Origin of the sequence: Burkholderia sp. THE68 (assembly GCF_009938265.1) — a bacterium.
In the GTDB taxonomy this organism is placed as follows: domain Bacteria; phylum Pseudomonadota; class Gammaproteobacteria; order Burkholderiales; family Burkholderiaceae; genus Caballeronia.
The window spans coordinates 317,735-338,541 of sequence record NZ_AP022315.1 but is presented as its reverse complement, the minus strand read 5'-3'; the positions used below and the strand labels follow the sequence as shown (position 1 = coordinate 338,541).

Annotated in this window: 23 protein-coding genes and 1 other RNA gene; 11 read left to right on the top strand and 13 right to left on the bottom strand. The window is 63.4% G+C overall.

What is annotated here, in order from left to right:
• Positions 1-31 precede the first annotated feature (31 nt).
• The 7 genes from BTHE68_RS01655 (at position 32) to ruvA (ending at position 7,038) form a co-directional block, all read left to right on the top strand.
• The gene (locus BTHE68_RS01655; RefSeq protein WP_162064860.1) at positions 32-1,429 is read left to right on the top strand and encodes an aminopeptidase P N-terminal domain-containing protein; all 1,398 of its coding nucleotides are present in this window, start codon (positions 32-34) and stop codon (positions 1,427-1,429) included.
• 2 nt (positions 1,430-1,431) lie between these two features.
• Entirely contained in the window at positions 1,432-2,628 is a 1,197-nt protein-coding gene (locus BTHE68_RS01650) for a UbiH/UbiF/VisC/COQ6 family ubiquinone biosynthesis hydroxylase (protein ID WP_162064859.1), read from the top strand.
• Positions 2,629-2,841: 213 nt separating this feature from the next.
• A complete protein-coding gene (gene dusB, locus BTHE68_RS01645; RefSeq protein WP_162064858.1) occupies positions 2,842-3,936 on the top strand; it encodes a tRNA dihydrouridine synthase DusB in 1,095 nt (364 codons plus the stop codon).
• A complete protein-coding gene (locus tag BTHE68_RS01640; RefSeq protein WP_040052966.1) occupies positions 3,933-4,166 on the top strand; it encodes a Fis family transcriptional regulator in 234 nt (77 codons plus the stop codon). The genes dusB and BTHE68_RS01640 overlap by 4 nt, the downstream gene beginning before the upstream one ends.
• Positions 4,167-4,230: 64 nt before the next feature.
• Positions 4,231-5,796 carry a bifunctional phosphoribosylaminoimidazolecarboxamide formyltransferase/IMP cyclohydrolase gene (purH, locus tag BTHE68_RS01635; protein WP_162064857.1) on the top strand — a complete coding sequence of 522 codons (1,566 nt, stop codon included), beginning with the start codon at positions 4,231-4,233 and terminating at the stop codon, positions 5,794-5,796.
• Positions 5,797-5,884: 88 nt separating this feature from the next.
• Positions 5,885-6,427: a crossover junction endodeoxyribonuclease RuvC gene (gene ruvC / locus BTHE68_RS01630; RefSeq protein WP_162064856.1), complete on the top strand. Its 543-nt coding sequence runs from the start codon at positions 5,885-5,887 to the stop codon at positions 6,425-6,427.
• A 29-nt stretch (positions 6,428-6,456) separates the two neighbouring features.
• Positions 6,457-7,038, top strand: a complete 582-nt coding sequence (gene ruvA, locus BTHE68_RS01625) for a Holliday junction branch migration protein RuvA (RefSeq protein ID WP_061172785.1) — start codon at positions 6,457-6,459, stop codon at positions 7,036-7,038.
• 122 nt (positions 7,039-7,160) lie between these two features.
• Here the strand turns inward: ruvA and BTHE68_RS36545 are convergent, their stop codons facing one another.
• Complete coding sequence (locus BTHE68_RS36545) at positions 7,161-7,700, bottom strand: hypothetical protein (RefSeq protein ID WP_232077890.1); 540 nt, start codon at positions 7,698-7,700, stop codon at positions 7,161-7,163.
• A gap of 26 nt (positions 7,701-7,726) precedes the next feature.
• Between BTHE68_RS36545 and ruvB the strand changes: the two genes are divergently transcribed.
• Entirely contained in the window at positions 7,727-8,788 is a 1,062-nt protein-coding gene (ruvB, locus tag BTHE68_RS01615) for a Holliday junction branch migration DNA helicase RuvB (protein ID WP_061172784.1), read from the top strand.
• Here the strand turns inward: ruvB and BTHE68_RS01610 are convergent.
• From BTHE68_RS01610 to tyrS, 3 genes are read right to left on the bottom strand one after another with little or no spacing between them, the layout of a single operon-like run.
• A complete protein-coding gene (locus tag BTHE68_RS01610) occupies positions 8,785-9,435 on the bottom strand; it encodes a histidine phosphatase family protein (RefSeq protein ID WP_162064855.1) in 651 nt (216 codons plus the stop codon). The genes ruvB and BTHE68_RS01610 overlap by 4 nt on opposite strands.
• Positions 9,432-9,890 carry a D-aminoacyl-tRNA deacylase gene (dtd, locus tag BTHE68_RS01605; RefSeq protein ID WP_162064854.1) on the bottom strand — a complete coding sequence of 153 codons (459 nt, stop codon included), beginning with the start codon at positions 9,888-9,890 and terminating at the stop codon, positions 9,432-9,434. The genes BTHE68_RS01610 and dtd overlap by 4 nt, the downstream gene beginning before the upstream one ends.
• 4 nt (positions 9,891-9,894) lie before the next feature.
• Positions 9,895-11,151, bottom strand: a complete 1,257-nt coding sequence (gene tyrS / locus BTHE68_RS01600; protein WP_162064853.1) for a tyrosine--tRNA ligase — start codon at positions 11,149-11,151, stop codon at positions 9,895-9,897.
• A 362-nt stretch (positions 11,152-11,513) separates the two neighbouring features.
• Here tyrS and BTHE68_RS01595 point away from each other — a divergent pair, with 362 nt between their 5' ends.
• Positions 11,514-12,644 (top strand): anhydro-N-acetylmuramic acid kinase, encoded by a 1,131-nt coding sequence (locus BTHE68_RS01595; RefSeq protein WP_162066737.1) that lies wholly within the window; start codon positions 11,514-11,516, stop codon positions 12,642-12,644.
• A 69-nt stretch (positions 12,645-12,713) separates the two neighbouring features.
• On the opposite strand, the gene erpA is transcribed toward BTHE68_RS01595, so the two are convergent.
• From erpA to rplM, 3 genes are all read right to left on the bottom strand, one after another.
• Positions 12,714-13,079 (bottom strand): iron-sulfur cluster insertion protein ErpA, encoded by a 366-nt coding sequence (gene erpA, locus BTHE68_RS01590; RefSeq protein ID WP_162064852.1) that lies wholly within the window; start codon positions 13,077-13,079, stop codon positions 12,714-12,716.
• A gap of 211 nt (positions 13,080-13,290) precedes the next feature.
• Positions 13,291-13,683: a 30S ribosomal protein S9 gene (gene rpsI / locus BTHE68_RS01585; protein ID WP_035497678.1), complete on the bottom strand. Its 393-nt coding sequence runs from the start codon at positions 13,681-13,683 to the stop codon at positions 13,291-13,293.
• 11 nt (positions 13,684-13,694) lie between these two features.
• Positions 13,695-14,123 (bottom strand): 50S ribosomal protein L13, encoded by a 429-nt coding sequence (gene rplM / locus BTHE68_RS01580; RefSeq protein ID WP_061172779.1) that lies wholly within the window; start codon positions 14,121-14,123, stop codon positions 13,695-13,697.
• A 564-nt stretch (positions 14,124-14,687) separates the two neighbouring features.
• On the opposite strand from rplM, the gene BTHE68_RS01575 reads away from it, so the two are divergent.
• A complete protein-coding gene (locus BTHE68_RS01575) occupies positions 14,688-15,110 on the top strand; it encodes an OsmC family protein (protein ID WP_014190403.1) in 423 nt (140 codons plus the stop codon).
• A 67-nt stretch (positions 15,111-15,177) separates the two neighbouring features.
• On the opposite strand, the gene rnpB is transcribed toward BTHE68_RS01575, so the two are convergent.
• The 3 genes from rnpB to pyrC form a co-directional block, all read right to left on the bottom strand.
• An RNA gene (rnpB, locus tag BTHE68_RS01570) (RNase P RNA component class A) lies at positions 15,178-15,592 on the bottom strand.
• A gap of 18 nt (positions 15,593-15,610) precedes the next feature.
• Complete coding sequence (locus tag BTHE68_RS01565) at positions 15,611-16,417, bottom strand: DUF3025 domain-containing protein (protein WP_162064851.1); 807 nt, start codon at positions 16,415-16,417, stop codon at positions 15,611-15,613.
• Positions 16,418-16,428: 11 nt separating this feature from the next.
• Entirely contained in the window at positions 16,429-17,499 is a 1,071-nt protein-coding gene (pyrC, locus tag BTHE68_RS01560; RefSeq protein ID WP_162064850.1) for a dihydroorotase, read from the bottom strand.
• A gap of 180 nt (positions 17,500-17,679) precedes the next feature.
• Between pyrC and BTHE68_RS01555 the strand changes: the two genes are divergently transcribed.
• A complete protein-coding gene (locus tag BTHE68_RS01555) occupies positions 17,680-18,582 on the top strand; it encodes a class II glutamine amidotransferase (RefSeq protein ID WP_162064849.1) in 903 nt (300 codons plus the stop codon).
• A gap of 48 nt (positions 18,583-18,630) precedes the next feature.
• Here the strand turns inward: BTHE68_RS01555 and BTHE68_RS01550 are convergent, their stop codons facing one another.
• The 3 genes from BTHE68_RS01550 to BTHE68_RS01540 are packed head-to-tail and all read right to left on the bottom strand — an operon-like array spanning position 18,631 to position 20,770.
• Positions 18,631-19,356 (bottom strand): amino acid ABC transporter ATP-binding protein, encoded by a 726-nt coding sequence (locus BTHE68_RS01550; RefSeq protein ID WP_162064848.1) that lies wholly within the window; start codon positions 19,354-19,356, stop codon positions 18,631-18,633.
• Positions 19,353-20,030: a glutamate/aspartate ABC transporter permease GltK gene (gene gltK / locus BTHE68_RS01545; RefSeq protein WP_162064847.1), complete on the bottom strand. Its 678-nt coding sequence runs from the start codon at positions 20,028-20,030 to the stop codon at positions 19,353-19,355. The genes BTHE68_RS01550 and gltK overlap by 4 nt, the downstream gene beginning before the upstream one ends.
• On the bottom strand, positions 20,030-20,770 hold the full coding sequence (locus BTHE68_RS01540) for an amino acid ABC transporter permease (protein WP_162064846.1): 741 nt from the start codon (positions 20,768-20,770) through the stop codon (positions 20,030-20,032). The genes gltK and BTHE68_RS01540 overlap by 1 nt, the downstream gene beginning before the upstream one ends.
• Positions 20,771-20,807 lie beyond the last annotated feature (37 nt).

Sequence of the window (20,807 nt, the reverse complement as noted above, 5' to 3'; positions counted from 1 at the left end):
GTCATCGCCAAGCCGGCGCTACAATCGGCGCATGAACTCACCGACCGAACTCGCCAGTCCTATCGCCGTCGATATCTACCGCACGCGTCGCGAGCGCGTGCTCGCCGCGCTGCGTGCGCAAGGCGGCGGTGTCGCCATCGTGCCGACCGCGCCGGAGGTCATGCGCAATCGCGACACGGACTACCCTTTCCGTCACGACAGCTACTTCTACTATCTGACGGGCTTCGACGAACCCGATGCGACGCTCGTGCTCGACGCGAGCGCGCAGAACGACGAGCCCGCGTCGATACTCTTCTGCCGTGAGAAGAACGTCGAGCGCGAGACGTGGGAAGGCTTTCGCTTCGGCCCCGAGGCCGCGCGCGACGCCTTCGGTCTCGACGCGGCGTTCCCCATCGACGCACTCGACGCAGAGATGCCGCGCCTGATCGCCGGCAAGCCCGCGCTGCATTACGCGCTCGGCACATCGGCGGAACTGGACGCGCAGGTGCGCGACTGGCTCGCCGCCGTGCGCGCGCAGAGCCGTAGCGGCGTGCGCGCGCCCGCGAAGGCAGAGCATCTGCTGCCGATCCTCGACGAAATGCGCCTCGTCAAAGACGCCCACGAGATCGCGATCATGCGCCGCGCCGCATCGATTTCCGCCGAAGCGCACCGCCGCGCGATGCGCGCGTGCCGTCCCGGCATGCGCGAATACGAGATCGAAGCGGAGTTGCTCTACACGTTCCGCCGCCACGGCGCGCAGGCGCCGGCGTACGGATCGATCGTCGCGGCGGGCGCGAACGCGTGCGTGCTGCACTATCCGGCGGGCAACGCGATCGCGCGCGACGGCGACCTGATCCTCATCGACGCCGCGTGCGAACTCGACGGCTACGCCTCCGACATCACGCGCACCTTCCCCGCGAGCGGCCGCTTCACGCCCGCGCAACGCGAGCTCTACGACATCGTGCTGGCCGCGCAGGCCGCCGCCGTCGACGCGACACGCGCCGGTGTCAGCTTCGATGCCCCGCATCAGGCCGCGCTCAAAGTGCTGTCGCAAGGCCTGCTCGACACCGGAATCCTCGACAAGACGAAGTTCGGCAGCGTCGACGACGTCCTCGCGCAACGCGCCTACGCGCGCTTCTACATGCATCGCACGGGACACTGGATCGGCATGGACGTGCACGACGCGGGCGAATACCGCGAGGCGGACGGCCCGCTCGATGAGCAAGGCGCGCGTCCGTGGCGCACGCTCGTGCCCGGCATGGCGCTGACAATCGAGCCGGGGCTCTACGTGCGCCCGGCCGAGGATGTGCCCGAACGGTTCTGGAACATCGGCATTCGCATCGAGGACGACGCCATCGTCACGAAAGACGGCTGCGAGCTGCTCACGCGTGAAGTACCCGTCGCCGCCGACGAGATCGAAGCGCTGATGCGCGAATCAAACACATACTGACCATGAGCGACGTTCAAGGCATCGAACCGCATTTCGACTATGACATCGCCATCGTCGGCGCGGGGCCGGTCGGGCTCGCGCTGGCCGGCTGGCTCGCACGCCGCAGCGCGACTTCGCGGCTTTCGATCGCGCTGATCGATGCGCGCACGCCCGAAGCCGCCGTGAACGATCCGCGCGCGCTCGCGCTGTCGCACGGCAGCCGCGTGATGCTCCAGCCGCTCGGCTTTCCCGCCGACGTCACGCCGATCCGCCACATTCACGTATCGCAGCGCGGGCATTTCGGGCGCACCTTGATCGAGCACGACGAACACGAATTGCCCGAACTGGGCTACGTGGCGCGCTACGGCTCGCTGGTCGGCGCATTGGCCCACGCGGTGCGCGCGACCCGGGTCGACTGGCTCACCGACACCTCCGCCCTCGCGCCGCTGCAGGATCACGACAGCGTCACGCTGCCGCTGCAATCGGCGAGCGGCGAGCGCACCATCCGCGTGAAGGTGCTGGTGAATGCCGAAGGCGGTCTCTATCAGAAAAGCGATGTCGCCGCGCCCGGCGAGCGCCGCGCGCGGGATTACGGGCAGACAGCCATCGTCGGTACGGTGAGCGTGTCCGATCCGCGCGCGAATACCGCGTGGGAGCGCTTCACGAGCGAAGGGCCGATCGCGCTGCTGCCGTGCGGCGGCCAGCGTCACGCGGACTATTCGCTCGTCTGGTGCTGCTCGCCCGATCAAGCCGCGCGCCGCATGCAACTCGACGACGACACGTTCCTCGCCGAACTCGGCGCGGCTTTCGGCACGCGCATGGGGCGCTTCACGCGCATCGCGTCGCGCGCGGCCTTCCCGCTCGGGCTGACCGCGCTCGATGTGCTCGTGGATCGGCGCACCGTCGCGATCGGCAATGCGGCGCAAACGCTGCATCCGGTGGCGGGACAGGGGCTGAATCTCGGCCTGCGCGACGCGCTCGCGCTCACCGACGCGCTGTCCGCCGACGGTCCGCGCCCGCTTGCGCTCGCGCGCTTCGCGCAACGTCGCGCGCTCGACCGGCGTCTGACGATCACCGCCACCGACACGCTCGCGCGCCTCTTCACGATCGATTTTCCGCCGCTGGCCGCGATGCGCGGGCTGGCGCTTACCGCGCTCGAATTCCTGCCGCCGGTAAAAACCGCCCTCGCCCGTCAGATGATGTTCGGCCAGCGACGCTGATTCGACCTGGAAAAAGGCAATCGTCAGCGGCAAGTCGATGAACTTATCCTCTACGCCCGCCCGCGCTTTCATAGAAGATTTAAAGACTTGCACGCGATTGCTCTTAAATTCAGCACGCGCTTCGCGTTAAAATAGTGGTTTCCCCTTCAAAAACGTTGCATCCGCCTGACGCGGCTTCGGCCGATTTCCGACAGCGCGGGTCCTTTAGCCTTCATGCCCATCATCGGTTCACACGTTCTGCGCAATAACCTGTTCGTCGCTCCGATGGCAGGCGTCACCGACCGCCCGTTCCGGCAGCTCTGCAAGCGCATGGGCGCGGGCTACGCCGTTTCGGAGATGGTCGCGTCGAACGCCCAGTTGTGGAAAAGCGAGAAGACCATGCGCCGCGCCAATCACGCGGGCGAGGTCGAGCCGATCTCCGTGCAGATCGCCGGCGCCGATCCGCAGATGCTCGCCGAAGCCGCGCGCCACAACGTCGCGAACGGCGCGCAGATCATCGACATCAACATGGGCTGTCCGGCCAAGAAGGTGTGCAACGTCGCGGCGGGCTCGGCGCTGCTGCAGAACGAGCCGCTCGTCGCGCGCATCGTGGAAGCCGTGGTGCAGGCGGTCGGCGTGGGTCCGGACGCGGTGCCGGTCACGCTCAAGATTCGCACGGGGTGGAATCGCGAGAACAAGAACGCGTTGACCATTGCACGCATCGCGCAGGACGCGGGCATTTCGATGCTCACGGTCCACGGCCGCACGCGCGCCGATCTCTACAAGGGCGACGCGGAGTACGACACCATCGCGGCTGTGAAGGCGTCGGTGAAGATTCCGGTCGTCGCGAACGGCGATATCACGACGCCCGAAAAAGCGCGCGACGTGCTCGCCGCGACCGGCGCCGACGCCATCATGATCGGCCGCGCGGCGCAGGGACGTCCGTGGCTGTTCCGTGAGATCGAACATTTTCTGAAGACGGGCGAGCGCCTGCCGCCGCCGCGCATCGACGAGATCCAGCAGGTGATGAACGAACACCTCGAAGATCACTACGCCTTTTACGGGGAATTCACGGGCGTTCGGACTGCGCGCAAGCACATCGGCTGGTACACTCGCGGCCTTTCCGGCGCCAACACCTTTCGGCACCGGATGAATACGCTGGACACGACCAAAGAACAATTGCTCGCCGTCAACGAATTCTTCGACGCACAAAAGGCGTTGTCCGACCGTCTCGTCTACGTAGACGAGTCCGGTGACGCCGAAGACGCGGACGGGGAAGAATCGTGCGGCGCGCTCAACAACACGACAGACCGACTGATTGCCGCATGAGCAGACATAACATCGAACAATGCGTCCGCCAGAGCCTCGACAACTACTTTCAGGATCTGGACGGCTCCAACCCGCACGACGTGTACGACATGGTGATTTCGTGTGTGGAAAAACCTCTGCTCGAAGTGGTGCTCGAGCAGGCGGGCGGAAACCAATCGCTCGCGGCCGAATATCTCGGCATCAACCGCAACACGTTACGCAAGAAGCTTCAGCAGCATGGATTGATTTGATTCATCGCACCGGGGCACGCGCCTCGGTCCGGCCTGGGTTCCCTTTTCGGTTTCAGTGTTCATCATGATCAAGCAAGCGCTCCTCTCCGTTTCCGACAAATCCGGCATCGTCGATTTCGCCAAATCGCTGTCGGAACTCGGCGTCAAGCTCCTCTCGACCGGCGGCACCGCGAAACTGCTCGCCGACGCGGGCCTGCCCGTGACCGAGGTCGCCGACTACACCGGCTTTCCGGAAATGCTCGACGGGCGCGTGAAGACGCTGCATCCGAAGGTTCACGGCGGCATTCTCGCGCGCCGCGACCTGCCCGAGCACATGGCCGCGCTCGAGAAACACGACATTCCGACCATCGATTTGCTGGTCGTGAATCTGTATCCGTTCGTCGAAACGGTGTCGAAGGAGAAGTGCTCGCTGGAAGACGCGATCGAGAACATCGATATCGGCGGGCCGACGATGCTGCGCTCAGCGGCGAAGAATCATCGCGACGTGACGGTCGTCGTCGATCCGGCTGACTACGCCGCCGTGCTCGACGAAATGCGCGCGAACAAGAACGCCGTCGGCTACAAGACGAACTTCCGTCTCGCGACCAAGGTGTTTGCGCACACCGCGCAATATGACGGCGCGATCACGAACTATCTGACGAGCCTCACCGAAGAGCTGCAGCATTCGAGCCGCAACACGTATCCGGCGACCTTCAACATGGCGTTCGAGAAGGTGCAGGACCTGCGCTACGGCGAGAACCCGCATCAGAGCGCGGCGTTCTACCGCGACCTGTCCGTGCCCGCCGGCGCGCTCGCGAACTACGAACAGTTGCAAGGCAAGGAACTCTCGTACAACAACATCGCCGATTCGGACGCCGCGTGGGAGTGCGTGAAGACGTTCGATGCGCCCGCCTGCGTCATCATCAAGCACGCGAATCCGTGCGGCGTCGCGGTCGGCGCGAACGCGGCCGAAGCGTACGCGAAGGCGTTCCAGACGGATCCGACCTCCGCGTTCGGCGGCATCATCGCGTTCAATCGCGAAGTCGACGAAGCCGCCGCGCAGGCTGTCGCGAAGCAGTTCGTCGAAGTGCTGATCGCACCGTCATTCAGCGAAGCCGCGCGCGCCGTGTTCACGGCGAAGCAGAACGTGCGTCTCCTGCAAATCGCGCTCGGCGACGGTCACAACGCGTTCGATCTGAAGCGCGTCGGCGGCGGGCTGCTGGTGCAGTCGCTCGATGCGAAGAACGTGCAGCCGCACGAACTGCGCGTCGTGACGAAGCGCCATCCGACGCCCAAGGAAATGGACGATCTGATGTTCGCGTGGCGCGTGGCGAAGTACGTGAAGTCGAACGCGATCGTGTTCTGCGGCGGCGGCATGACGCTCGGCGTCGGCGCGGGCCAGATGAGCCGCGTGGATTCGGCGCGCATCGCAGGCATCAAGGCGCAGAACGCCGGTCTGACGCTGAACGGCTCGGCGGTGGCGTCGGATGCGTTCTTCCCGTTCCGCGACGGCCTCGATGTCGTCGTGAACGCGGGCGCGACCTGCGTGATCCAGCCGGGCGGCTCGATGCGCGACGACGAAGTGATCGCCGCCGCCGACGAGCACAATGTCGCGATGATCCTCACCGGCACGCGTCATTTCCGCCATTAATCACTGCGGGTTCATTTAAGATTGGCCTGTTTGCGCCGAACGCGGCGCAAACAGGCCTTTTTGATTTGCACAGGCGCATCGCGAACGAATGAGAATCCTAGGCATCGACCCCGGCCTGCGCGTCACGGGCTTCGGCATCATCGACAAGACGGGGCACACGCTCAATTACGTGACGAGCGGCGTCATCAAGACGGCCGATGCGGATCTGCCTTCGCGTCTCAACACGATTTTCAGCGGTATCTCGACGCTCGTCGCGCAACACAATCCGGATCAGGCCGCGATCGAAAAGGTCTTCGTCAACGTCAATCCGCAATCCACGTTGCTGCTTGGCCAGGCGCGCGGCGCGGCCATTTGCGGGCTCGTCGCGAGCGGCGTGCCGGTGGCCGAGTACACGGCGTTGCAATTGAAGCAGGCTGTCGTCGGCTACGGACGCGCGACGAAGGAGCAGATGCAGCAGATGGTCGTGCGGCTTCTGAGCCTCTCCGGCGTGCCCAGCACCGACGCCGCCGACGCGCTCGGCATGGCCATCTGTCACGCGCACGGCGGCACGGGCCTCGCGGCGCTCGGCGGCATCGCGCCGGGGCTTGCGAAGAAAGGCTTGCGCGTGCGGCGCGGACGGCTCATCGGCTAATTACACTTCTTCTCTCTTGGCTCGAACACATGATCGGTCGTATCGCCGGCGTTCTGCTGGAAAAAAATCCGCCGCACCTGCTCGTCGACTGCAACGGCGTCGGCTACGAAATCGACGTGCCGATGAGCACGTTCTATAACCTGCCGAATGCCGGCGAAAAGGTCGTGTTGCTCACGCAACTGATCGTGCGCGAGGACGCGCATCTGCTGTACGGCTTTCTCACCGCGCAGGAGCGCTCGACGTTCCGCGAGCTGCTGAAGATCAGCGGCATCGGCGCGCGCATGGCGCTGGCGGTGCTCTCGGGCATGAGCGTGCATGAGCTCTCGCAGACCGTGACGACGCAGGACGCCGCGCGCCTCACGCGCGTGCCGGGCATCGGCAAGAAGACGGCGGAGCGTCTGCTGCTGGAACTGAAGGGCAAGCTCGGCGCGGATCTCGGCGCCATTGCGGGCACGGTCTCGCAGTCGGATCACGCGTCCGACATTCTCAATGCGCTGCTCGCGCTCGGCTATTCCGAGAAGGAAGCGCTCACGGCGATCAAGAACGTGCCGGCGGGAACCGGTGTGTCCGAGGGCATCAAGATGGCGTTGAAGGCGCTTTCGAAGGGGTGAACGGTACGGTTCGAATCGATGCTAAGATAGTGACCTGGAGCGTTGGTGCGCCGGAGGTTTCAAGTTACCCGGGCGAACGCTTCAGAGCATTCAAGGCCGCTTTCGAGCGGCCTTTTTCTTTTTCAACGCACAGGCGGCTTGCGGATGTCGCCCTTCGGAATGACTGAGTAAAGCTCTGCGCGCGGTTTGCGCTGCGTCAGTTCGAGTATCGCCCCGTCTCGCACCTCGTTCCCGTAGCCATCCGTTCGACGCGCCGGCGCATCCAGCGCGGTCATTTTCCGGGACGACGCAACGACCGATTCCGCGTCCAGCGCGCTCGTGATCTGCGTGAGAACGTCGCCGACGCTGTAGCTGTCCCGCGCGATACGACTCTCGTGAACATGTCTGCCGATGAAAACGATCTCCGGGTCGCCCAATTTTGGCAACTCGTGAGCCAGGCTGTGCGAATTGACGGCTTGATGCTGCACGCTGGTCAAGCGACCGATGGGAACGGCCAATACTCTCCGGCCCTGTTGCAATTCCTCCAGATTCACCTGGATCAGATATAAACCGTTGTCGTAGAGCGGCATGTCTCGTTGCTGTGCGCAGCGTCGTATGGAACGTGCAGACTCTGCCGCCCATTTGCACTGCCCGCCATTCACCCATTCGGCCAGCTTCTCCACGCGAAACCTCGCTGTACAATCGACCCATGATCGAAACCGACAAACTCGCCGCCGAACGCGTCATCACGGCCAAGCCCGTCTCGCCGAACGAGGAAGCGTTCGAGCGCGCGCTGCGTCCGCACAAGCTCGATGAATACATCGGGCAGGAAAAAGCGCGCGGCCAGCTCGAAATCTTCATCGAAGCGGCGAAGCGTCGTTCCGAGGCGCTCGATCACGTGCTGCTGTTCGGACCGCCGGGTCTCGGCAAGACGACGCTCGCGCATATCATCGCGCGGGAAATGGGCGTGAATCTGCGGCAGACGTCGGGGCCAGTGCTGGAGCGCGCAGGCGATCTCGCCGCGCTGCTCACCAATCTCGAAGCGAACGACGTGCTGTTCATCGACGAAATTCACCGGCTTTCGCCGGTCGTCGAGGAAATCCTGTATCCGGCGCTCGAGGATTATCAGATCGACATCATGATCGGCGAAGGGCCGGCCGCGCGCAGCGTGAAGCTGGATCTGCAACCGTTCACGCTCGTCGGCGCGACCACGCGCGCGGGCATGCTGACGAATCCGCTGCGCGATCGCTTCGGCATCGTGTCGCGGCTGGAGTTTTACAACGCGAGCGAACTGGCGCGCATCGTGGCGCGTTCGGCGTCGCTGCTGAAGGCCGAAATCGTGCCCGAAGGCGCGCTGGAAATCGCGAAGCGTTCGCGCGGCACACCTCGGATCGCGAATCGCCTGCTGCGGCGCGTGCGCGATTACGCCGAAGTGAAGGCGGACGGCATGATTTCCGCCGATGTCGCCGACCGCGCGCTGAAGATGCTCGACGTCGATCCCGTCGGCTTCGACCTGATGGACCGCAAGCTGCTCGAAGCGATCCTGCACAAGTTCGATGGCGGTCCGGTCGGCGTGGACAATCTCGCTGCGGCCATCGGCGAGGAGCGCGACACGATCGAGGACGTGCTGGAGCCGTATCTGATCCAGCAAGGCTTCCTGCAGCGCACGCCACGCGGACGCGTCGCGACGATGCTCACGTATCGGCACTTCGGCATCGCGGCGCCCGATGCGGGCCCTATCCGCGATCTCTGGGATACGAGTAACGGCTAGGCGCGCTTGCGCAGATTGTCGTCGTCGGTATCCGTGGACAGATGCGTGACATCGCCCCACGACACGACCGTTGCCCCACCATCCGCGTAGTCCACCACATTGACGCTGCAATTGAGCAGCGGCCAGTTGCGCGGCTCGTGCAGCGACAGCTTCATCGCGAACCGATAGATGCAGTCAAGCACGCCGCCATGCGCGACCACGGCGATACGTCCGCCCGGATGCGCGGCGACGATCGGCTCCATCGCGTGCACTACACGGTGATAGAACACGCGCTGCGATTCGCCGTCGCCGGGCGGTGCGAAACCGGGATCGCGCGTCTGCCATTCGACATATTCGGCGGGAAACTTGTCGTTGATCTCGTCGCTGTCGTGGCCCTGAAACGCGCCGTAGAACCGCTCGCGCAATCTTTCCGATAAACGCAATTCGAGCCCGAGTGCATCCGCGAAAGGACGCGCCGTCTGCTGCGCGCGTTGCAGATCGCTGGAATACACGGCATCGATCCGGCCTTCGCGCGCGAGGCGTTGACCGAGTTGTTCCGCTTGCAGGAAACCATGCTCGGACAACGGAATGTCGATATGCCCCTGAATGCGCTTGATGCGATTCCAGTCGGTTTCGCCGTGCCGGATGAAAAGAACCTGAGTCGTCATGGACGTACCTGAAGCCAGAAAGTGACCGGTCCGTCGTTCACGAGAGAGACCTGCATCTCCGCGCCGAACTCGCCCGTCTCTACGATGGGATGCTTCGCGCGCGCCTGCCCGACGAAGTAGTCGAAGAGCCGCTTGCCTTCGTCGGGCGGCGCGGCGGGCGTGAAGCTCGGACGCAGGCCGCTCGATGTATCGGCGGCGAGCGTGAATTGCGATACCAGCAGAACGCCGCCCGCGCGACCCGCGCCATCCATGTTCGACACAGACAGGTTCATCTTGCCGGCGGCGTCGCTGAACACGCGGTAGGCGAGCATCTTCGCGAGGAGCTTGTCGGCGGCGGCTTCGTTGTCGCCGCGCTCGGCGCAGACCAGCGCGAGCAGGCCCGCGTCGATCGCGCCCGTCACGCGCTCGCCCACGTGCACATCGGCGCGCTTGACACGCTGAATGAGCGCGATCATCGGGTCAGGCAGTCAGCGTGACGCGCGCGAAGCGGCGCTTGCCCACCTGCACGACGAACTCGCCCGCCTCGATCTTCAGGCCCTTGTCGGAGACGGTCGCGCCGTCGATCTTCACGCCGCCCTGCTCGATGTTGCGCAGCGCCTCGCTCGTCGACGGCACGAGACCCGCCTGCTTGAGCAACTGGCCGATCGCGATCGGCGCGCCAGCGAGCGTCACCGAAGGAATATCCTCGGGCACGCCGCCCTTCGCGCGATGGTTGAAGTCGTCGAGCGCGCGCTCGGCATCCGTCGACGAGTGGAAGCGCGCGACGATCTCCTGCGCGAGCATCACCTTGAAGTCGCGCGGATTGCGGCCGCCTTCGGCTTCCTGCCTGAAACGCGCGATCTCCTCGATACTGCGGAACGACAGCAATTCGAAGTAACGCCACATCAGCACGTCCGAAATGCTCATCAGCTTGCCGAACATGTCGGTCGGCTTTTCGCTGATGCCCACGTAATTGTGCTTCGACTTCGACATCTTCTCGACGCCGTCGAGACCTTCGAGCAGCGGCATCGTCAAAATGCACTGCTGTTCCTGGCCGTACTGCTTCTGCAATTCGCGGCCGACGAGCAGGTTGAACTTCTGGTCCGTGCCGCCGAGTTCGAGGTCCGCGTTCAGCGCGACGGAGTCGTAGCCCTGCATCAGCGGGTACAGGAATTCGTGGATGGAGATCGGCACGCCGCCCTGAAAGCGCTTCGTGAAGTCCTCGCGCTCCAGAATGCGCGCGACCGTGTAGCGCGACGCCAACTTGATCATGCCGTCGGCGCCGAGCGGCATCGACCATTCGCTGTTGTAGCGAATTTCGGTCTTCTCGCGATCCAGCACGAGCGCCGCCTGCTCGAAATAGGTCTTCGCGTTGTTTTCGATCTGCTCGCGCGTAAGCGGCGGACGCGTCGCGTTGCGCCCCGACGGGTCGCCGATCAGCGACGTGAAATCGCCGATCAGAAAAATCACCTGGTGGCCGAGGTCCTGCAACTGACGCATCTTGTTCAGCACGACCGTATGGCCGATGTGAATGTCGGGCGCCGTCGGATCGAGACCGAGCTTGATGCGCAGCGGTTTGCCCGTCGCGGCGCTCCTCGCGAGCTTTTGCGCGAATTCGTCTTCGATCAGCAGTTCGTCGCAGCCGCGCTTTGCGATGGCGAGCGCGTTCTTCACGTCGTCGGTGATCGGAAAGCTCTGCGGCGCGGGCGCGGAAGAAGCGTTGGAATCAGTGGTCATGCTTGCGGCTTGTGAAGTCAAAAGGGTTCGATGGCAGGCGGATCGGCGGCGCAATATGGCCTCGATGCCGTCGTTGCGGTCCGGCCTGGCCGGCAGGGACGGCGCGCGCGGAAAATGACGAAATCACGCGCAATTGCTTGTTCAGGCTCAGGATTTTACGCGATGACGTCGCCGCTCGCGCCTTTTCGTGTCGTTTCGAGCCGTTTTACGCGGCTTTCGGCGCATCGGACGTGCCGTGCGATGCGGATGGCCTTCAGACGCATCTTAACGATTCGGTCCATAACGCGGATAATCGCCGCTTGGACGAAACCCGGCAACGGCGCATCGAAGAGGAGAGCAGCGTGGGAAAGAAGACCGAAGCAATCGAAACCGGCAAGGCGGACGGCGTGTACTTCGGTTTGATGTCCGGCACCAGCATGGACGGCGTCGATGGCGTCGCGGTGCAATTCGCGACGGGCAAGCCGCCGGTTGTGCTCGGCGAAGCGCATGTGTCCTTCTCGAAAGGCTTGCGCGACGCGCTGTTCGAATTGCAGTCGCCCGGCGACAACGAGATCGAACGCGCGGCGCTCGCGGCCAATGCGCTCGCCACGCGCTACGCGGTCTGCTGTCACGAATTGCAGAGCATGAGCGGCTATTCGTCGACCAAGGTGCGCGCGATCGGCGTGCATGGGCAGACGGTGCGGCATCGGCCGGAAAAGGGTTTCACGCGGCAGATCAACAATCCCGCGCTGCTCGCGGAGATGACCAGCATCGACGTGGTCGCTGATTTCCGCAGCCGCGATGTCGCCGCGGGCGGTCAGGGCGCGCCGCTCGTGCCCGCGTTCCACGCGACGATGTTCGGCGCGCCGAACGAGACGCGCGTCGTGTGCAATCTCGGCGGCATCAGCAACATCACGATTCTGTCGGCGAGCGGCGAGGTGCGCGGTTTCGATTGCGGCCCGGCGAACGCGCTGATCGATGAATGGGCGTTGCGTCATCTGCAAAGACCCTACGACGATGGCGGGCAATTCGCGGCACAAGGCGCAGTGCATCGGCCGCTGCTCGACGCCCTGCTCGACGAACCGTTTTTCGACCTGACGCCGCCGAAGAGCACGGGCCGCGACCTGTTCAATCCCGCGTGGATGGATGCGAAACTCGCCGCCTTCCCGAACCTCGCCCCCGCCGATGTCCAGGCGACGCTCACCGCCCTCACCGCGACGACGGTCGCCCGCGAGATCGCGCGTCACGCATCGGACACGCGCGCCGTGTACGTGTGCGGCGGCGGCGCGCGCAATCCGGTGCTGATGAAGATGCTGCAGCAGGCGCTGGAAGATGGCGGCGTCGCCGGCGTGCCGGTCATGACCACCGAGGCGCTCGGCGTGCCGCCGCAGCAAGTGGAAGCATTCGCCTTCGCGTGGCTCGCGATGCGCTGCGTCGCGCGCGAGCCGGGCAATCTGCCCACGGTGACGGGTGCGTCGGGCGCGCGCGTGCTCGGCGCGATCTATCCGCACTAGGACTAGGCCGCGCACCAAACAAAAACGGAGCCCGAAGGCTCCGTTTCGCTTACATCGACTGATTCGTGCTCAGACCGAGAACGACGAACCGCAACCGCAGGTCGTGGTGGCGTTCGGATTCTTGATGACGAACTGGGCGCCGTTGAGGTCGTCCTTATAGTCGATCTCCGCGCCTACGAGATACTGATAGCTCATCGAGTCGACGAGCAGTTGCACGCCCGCCTTGTCCAGTACGGTATCGTCTTCGTTGACGTCTTCGTCGAACGTGAAGCCGTACTGGAAACCCGAGCATCCGCCGCCCTGCACGAACACGCGCAGCTTCAGTTCCGGATTGCCTTCTTCGTCGATCAATTGCTTGACCTTCTCCGCAGCCGCGTCGGTGAAGACGAACGGCATCGGCATTTCGGTCGTGGGGGTGTCGCTGACAGCGCTCATTCGAACTCTCCAATTAAGCTTCTAACCGCTATTGTAGGGCTGATCTCAATATCGTGCCGAATGTCCATAAAATCAATGGGCTATATGCAGATCCAAGATGCCCCGATTCCGCCGCGCCGAAGCGAAAAAGCCGCCGGCACCAAGGTGCGGGCGGCTTTTGCAGCAGCTTCGCCAGCGAACCGGGAGACCCGGGGCGGCGAAACCGAAGCGCTTAACGCTTCGAGAATTGCTTCCTGCGGCGTGCCTTGTGGAAACCGACCTTCTTACGTTCCACTTCACGCGCGTCGCGGGTGACGAAGCCAGCGTTCGACAGCTGCGACTTGAGCGTTGCGTCGTAGTCCATTAGCGCGCGCGTGATGCCGTGGCGAACCGCGCCTGCCTGACCCGTTTCACCGCCGCCATTCACGTTGACTTTGATGTCGAACGTGGTGCCGTGGTTCGTGAGTTCCAGCGGTTGACGCACGATCATCAGCGACGTTTCGCGCGAGAAATAGTCGGCGATGGGCTTGCCATTGACGATGATCTCGCCCTTGCCCGACTTGATGAAGACGCGAGCGACGGCGCTCTTGCGGCGGCCCGTACCGTAGTTCCAGTTACCGATCATGTGGGCTCCCCTTAGATCTCGAGCGCTTTAGGCTGTTGAGCCGTATGCGGATGCGTTGCTTCGGCGTAGACCTTGAGCTTCTTGATCATCGCGTAGCCGAGCGGACCCTTCGGAAGCATGCCCTTGACAGCCTTCTCGAGCGCACGGCCCGGGAAACGCTCTTGCATCTTGCCGAACGTCGTTTCGTAAATGCCGCCCGGGTAGCCCGAGTGACGATAGTACTTCTTGTCCGTGGTCTTGTTGCCGGTGACCTTCAGCTTGGCAGCATTGACGATGATGATGAAATCACCAGTGTCGACGTGCGGAGTGAATTCAGGCTTGTGTTTGCCGCGAAGACGGCGTGCCACTTCGCTGGCGACACGGCCGAGAACCTTATCCGTCGCGTCAATCACGTACCATTCGCGCGTCACCTCTTCGGCTTTTGCGGAAAACGTCTTCATGATCGATCCAAAAAATTGATCTGCCCTTGAGCTTTGACTTGTTCGGCCCTGCTTATATGGGTGCGTTCAGGACGCGTGCAGGCTCTCACAAGCTTCTCTCCGCGGGCGTAGGGCGAAGAGAACTTTGAATTATAAAGGGATTTCGAGCGCGACGTCAAAGCTTTGCTTCACGCGGCGTATGGACGAAAAAAAGCCCGAGCAAACGGTGGCTCGGGCTTAATCCACCAAGGAGGAGGTGGAGGAGACAGGAACGAGTATAGGCACGGTCATGCTGCAAGGCAAGAAGATTTGCATGGTGAAAATGAATTTCATAATTCGAAATTCTGATATGGTAGTTTTTCTTAGATTTTCCACCGTAAAATCAATGCGTTACCCGATCCATCCATCTGAATCTTCGGTCAAAAGGGCCTCTAGAGGGTGTCCTCCAACCCACCGCGACCGAATCCACGCGCCAATTTTCGCTTCGTCAACCGGTAGATGCTCGTAAGCAGCGGCGGATCGAAACTTCCTGAGCCGCTACAATGAAGCCTCTGTAACGACGCGCTGAGCAGCTGGAGCCTGAGCATGGAATGCAAAGTTAGCTGGATGGGACAAGACGGCATGGCCTTCGCCGCCGAAACGGGAAGCGGCCATCTCGTCAATATGGATGGCGCGCCGGAAGGCGGCGGCCGCAATCTCGCGCCGCGCCCGATGGAAATGGTGCTGCTTGGCACGGGCGGCTGCACGGCCTACGACGTCGTGATGATCCTGAAAAAGAGCCGTCAGGAAATCCAGGGCTGCTCGGTCACGCTGAAAGCGGATCGCGCGAGCGAGGACCCGAAGGTTTTCACCAAGATCCACTTTCATTTCACCGTGACCGGCAAGAATCTGAATCCGGCGACGGTCGAGCGCGCGATCAACCTGTCGCACGACAAGTATTGCTCGGCGTCGATCATGCTGGCGAAGTCGGCGGAGCTGACACATTCGTTCGAGATCGTCGAAGCGTAAGACGCGGCGCCAAGCCCGAACAAAAAGAGCCGACGTCGCGAGACGCCGGCTCTTTTCTTTTGAATGACGACAAAGCGGGCCGATAAGCCGGATTCTGTGCACGCGACCGGCCGAAGCCGACCGCACGTGGCAATCATTCCTCTAGACGCGCCATTGCTGACGCGCTCAAGCTTCCTACCCGCAGACGGACGGGGGCCCCGTCCTGCATCGCGAGGATGCGCGCCTGCCTATTTGGAATTGCTCCGGGTGGAGGTTACCGTGCCGGAGCGTCTCGCGACGTCCGCGGTGCGCTCTTACCGCACCGTTTCACCCTTACCTGATCTTCGGACTCGCGCCCGAAGCCATCGGCGGTTTGCTTTCTGTTGCCCTGTTCCGCGTGTTGCCACGGATGGCCGTTAGCCATCACCCTGCCCTGTGGAGTCCGGACTTTCCTCGCCCTCTTCGGCCGAAACCGTCGAGGCCGCGATTGCCTGGCCCGCTTTGCGGCATCGATTCTAGCATCAGCGGCTGCGGCGGCCCGGCCGGAAGACGGTCGTATCGTCGTAAAAGTCGGGCGCTGCGTTCGCGTGCCACCAGTCCGGCACGCCCAGCACCGGCAGCGGCGCAAACGCGCGGCTATCGAGCGGTTCGGTGTTCAGCCGTCGCGCCACGCGTTCGTCGATCAGCGCGCGACGGGCGGCATCGTCGAGTGAGAAATAGTCGGCGGGGACGTCGACGATCCATGCGTGACCCGTGCACGCCTTGTACGGCGCGACGAGCTTTTCCAGCAACGCGTGTCCGAAGATGCGCGCTTCGCAACGCGCGCCCCACGCCGCGCGCTCGACGACGAACAGCATGCGCCAGTCGAAGCGGCGCAACGCATCGGCGAGCGATGCATCCGCGCAGACGAAGATCAACGCGTTTTCATCGAAGAGCGTGAGGGCGTCGCGCACGCCGCCGCGCGTCGGACCGATGCCGAGCGCATCGATCTGTTGCGCCTGGCGGGCGTTGAGCGCTGCCTTGATGCGCGGATACGCGAACCACATCGAGCCGTTGAAGAAATCGTGGAGATTGTGGCGCGTCGGCACGCGGCCAGTCTGCGCGATGTGGCCTTCGTAGGACGCGCCCGCCGGCAGCTCTTCCTGCGCGATGAACGCGAGCCGCTCGCCACGACCCGTGACGAGCGCGGCGTGGAGCGCGTCTTCGTTCAACGCCGCGAGATAGTCCGCGTAACCGTTGAGCGCGGCCGCCTGCCAGCGCCTGCCGCGCGTTTCGATCGGCGCGAGCCAGGGCCGCGCCCAGTCGATATCGGCGAAACCCGCGCTCACGTGCGACTGGCTTAATGCGCGTCCGCGAAGCGCCAGCCGATCGACTCGCCGCCACGCAGCGGCACGATCGTCGCGTCGCCGGCGGTGAATTCGGCGGGCAGCGTCCACGATGCGCGTTCCAGCGTCACCCGTTCCGCGCTGCGCGGCAGACCGTAGAAGTCCGCGCCGTGGAAGCTCGCGAAGCCTTCGAGCTTGTCGATCGCGCCGGCCTTGTCGAAGGCTTCGGCGTAGAGCTCGAGCGCGTGCAGCGCCGTGTAGCACCCCGCGCAGCCGCACGCATGCTCCTTCAGGCCCTTCGGATGCGGCGCGCTGTCCGTCCCGAGGAAATAGCGCGGATTGCCGGACGTCGCCGCTTCGACGAGCGCCAAGCGATGCGTCTCGCGCTTGAGCACCGGCAGGCAGTAATAATGCGGCCGCATGCCGCCGACTAGCATGATGTTGCGGTTATAGAGCAGATGATGCGCGGTGATCGTTGCCCCGATCGGCCCTTCCGCTTCGCGCACGTAATCCGCCGCGTCCTTCGTCGTAATGTGCTCGAACACGACCTTCAGCGCCGGAAAATCGCGGCGCAGCGGCGTCATTACGCGGTCGATGAACACTTTTTCGCGATCGAACACGTCGATGTCGCCATCGGTCACTTCGCCGTGCACCAAGAGCGGCATGCCGGTTTCCTGCATCGCTTCGAGCGTTTTCGCGCACTTGCCTAGGTCGGTCACGCCCGCGTCGGAATTGGTCGTCGCGCCTGCCGGGTACAGCTTCACGCCGTGCACGAAGCCGCTCGCCTTCGCGCGGCGGATTTCGTCGGGCGGCGTGTTGTCGGTGAGATAGAGCGTCATCAGCGGCTCGAAGCGCGCGGCCGCGCCGTCTTTCGGCAGCGCCGCCAGAATGCGCTCGCGGTACGCCGCGGCCAGCTCCGTCGTCGTCACGGGCGGCTTCAGGTTCGGCATGATGATCGCGCGGCCGAACTGGCGCGCGGTGTGCGGCAGGACGGCCGCGAGCGTCGCGCCGTCGCGCACGTGCAAATGCCAGTCGTCGGGGCGCGCGATCGTGAGCGAATTGAGCGAGGAAGAGGTAGCGGACATGGCGTGATGACGGGGAACGTTGGAATGGCGCAGGTCCACGCGAAGCCAGGGAAAAATCGCCGTGGAAATTCCACAACGCGCACGGTTATGAGCGGTTGCGCGATTTTTTCGGCCCGACCTCGGTGATATGCTTGTCGGACGTATTGTAACAACAGGCCATAAGCCGCCCGCCCCAGCATCATGTGCCAACTTCTCGGAATGAATTGCGCCGAACCGACCGACGTGACGTTCTCGTTCACCGGCTTTGCGGCGCGCGGCGGCGTCACGGATCATCATGCGGACGGCTGGGGCATCGCGTTCTTCGAGGACAAGGCCTGCCGGCTTTTCATCGATCATCAGTCGTCGGCCAGCTCGCCGCTCGCGGACATGGTGAAGCGCTATCCGATCAAGTCCAAGAACACGATCGCGCATATCCGCAAGGCGACGCAGGGGCATATCCTGCTCGAGAACTGTCATCCGTTCATGCGCGAACTGTGGGGCCGCCACTGGATCTTCGCGCACAACGGCGATCTGAAAGGCTATGCACCCGAACTCTCCGGCGTCTATCAGCCGGTCGGCACCACCGACAGCGAACTCGCGTTCTGCGCGCTGCTGCAAGGCCTGCGCCGCGCGTTTCCCTGCTCGCAGCCGCCGCTCGACGAACTCTTCGAGGCGCTCGCAGAACTCACCCGCGACATCACGCAGTACGGCGTCTTCAATTTCCTGATGTCGAACGGGCAGGCGCTGTTCTCGCACTGCTCGACGCATTTGTACTATCTGGTGCGTAGCTGGCCGTTCTCGACGGCGCATCTGATCGATGCGGACATGTCGATCGATTTCGCCAAGTACACGACGCCGGAAGATCGCGTCGCCGTGATCGCCACGTCGCCGCTCACCGACAACGAAACCTGGACGCGCTTCGCACCCGGCGATCTCGCGATGTTCCAGAAAGGCGATCTCTCGCGCGCGGTGAATATCCCGGTGCCGGAGGAAATCGCGAAGAAGGCGGCCGAGCCGCTTGCCAAGGCGTGCGTCGGATCGGCACTGAAGATCGGTGAGATTCAGACGACGGCGGCGGTGGAATCGGAACTCGGGATCGAATAAAAAAACGGCGCTTCGTTTCGGAAGCGCCGTTTTTTTTTCGCGACGAGGTCAGTGCAGAATCTTCGCCAGAAAGTCCTTCGCGCGATCCGATTTCGGATTCGCGAAGAACGCTTCCTTCTGATCGTCCTCCACGATCAGCCCGCGATCCATGAAGATCACGCGGTTCGCCACCTTCTTCGCGAAGCCCATTTCGTGCGTCACGCACATCATGGTCATGCCTTCCTGCGCGAGCTCGACCATCACGTCGAGCACTTCGTTGATCATCTCGGGGTCGAGCGCGGAGGTCGGCTCATCGAAGAGCATCGCGATCGGGTCCATCGACAGCGCGCGCGCGATCGCCACGCGCTGCTGCTGACCGCCCGAAAGCTGACCCGGAAACTTGTCCGCATGCGCGCGCAGGCCGACGCGATCGAGCAGCTTCATGCCCTTTTGCGCCGCTTCCTCGTTCGAGCGGCCGAGCACCTTCACCTGCGCGAGCGTCAGGTTCTGCGTGATCGTCAGATGCGGAAACAGCTCGAAGTGCTGGAACACCATGCCGACCTTCGAGCGCAGCTTCGACAGATTGGTCTTCTTGTCGGTGAGCGATTGCCCGTTGATCGTGATCTCGCCCTTCTGGAACGGCTCCAGGCCGTTCACGGTCTTGATGAGCGTCGACTTGCCCGAGCCCGACGGGCCGCACACCACGACGACCTCGCCCTTCTTCACTTCGGTCGTGCAGTCCGTCAGCACCTGGAACTGCCCGTACCACTTGGAAACATTCTTGATAGAGATCATCTTGCGACCTTTTTCTGAAGACTTTTGACGAGCGCCGACGCCACCACGCAGATCACGAAATAACACGCTCCGGCGAACAGGACCATTTCGACGGTCGTACCGTCGCGGTCCCCGATGTTCGTCGCCGTGCGGAAGAAGTCCGCGAGACTGATGACGTAGACGAGCGACGTATCCTGAAACAGGACGATGGCCTGCGTGAGCAGAAGCGGCACCATCGCACGGAACGCCTGCGGCAGCACGACGAGCTTCATCGCCTGGCCGTAGGTCATGCCGAGCGCGAACGCCGCGTTCACCTGCCCGCGCGGCACCGCCTGAATGCCGGCGCGAATGATTTCCGAATAGTACGCGGCTTCGAACAGCGAGAACGCGACCATCGCCGAAGCAAGACGGATGTCGATGTCCGCCGACAGCCCGAGCACGTTCTGCAGCAACTGCGGCACGATCAGGAAGAACCACAGCAGCACCATCACGAGCGGGATCGAGCGGAACAGCGTGACGTACGCGCTCGCGAACCATTGCAGCGGTTTGACGCCCGAGAGACGGAACAGCGCGAGCACGGTGCCCCACACGATGCCGACCACGATGGCGAGCACCGTGATCTGCAGCGTGATCCTGGCGCCCGTCATCAGCGTGGGCCACTGCGCAAGGATGTCACTCCAGTTGAACTGATGCATTACTTGCCTCCGATGTAGCCAGGCAGCCGAGTTCTCGCTTCGACCCAGCGCATCAGCTGCATCACGACCAGATTGATGAGCATGTAGGCGATCGTCACCGCGATGAACGATTCATACGTCTGCGCCGTATAGTCGACGAGCTGACGCGCCTGCGCGGACAAGTCCAGCAGACCGATGGTCGACGCCACCGCCGAGTTCTTGAACACGTTGAGAAATTCCGACGTGAGCGGCGGCACGATGATGCGGTACGCGACCGGCATCAGCACGTATCGATACGTCTGCCATTGCGTGAAGCCCATCGCGAGGCCCGCGTTGCGCTGTCCGGGCGGCAGCGCGTTGATGCCCGAGCGCACCTGTTCGCACACGCGCGCGCCGGTGAACAGCCCGAGACAGATGATCGACGACGAGAAGAACTGCGCCGAGGGCGGCAGTTGCTTGAACCAGTTGCCGATGGAAGGCGGCAGCAATTCCGGTATCACGAGATACCAGATGAAGAACTGCACGATCAGCGGAATATTGCGGAAGATCGCGACGTAGACGGTGCCGATGCCCGCCAGCGTGCGATTCGGGACCGTGCGCAAGATGCCGAACAACGAGCCGACCACGAGCGCGATCACCCAGGCCGCGAGCGACACGGTGATCGTCACCCAGAAGCCGGAGATCAGCCAGCCGAGATAGGTGGTGGGCTCGCCGGTCGAAACCGGACTCAGCAGGACGCCCCAGTTCCAGTGATAAGACATGGACTCACTCCAAAAAGAAACGGAAGAAGCAAGCTCC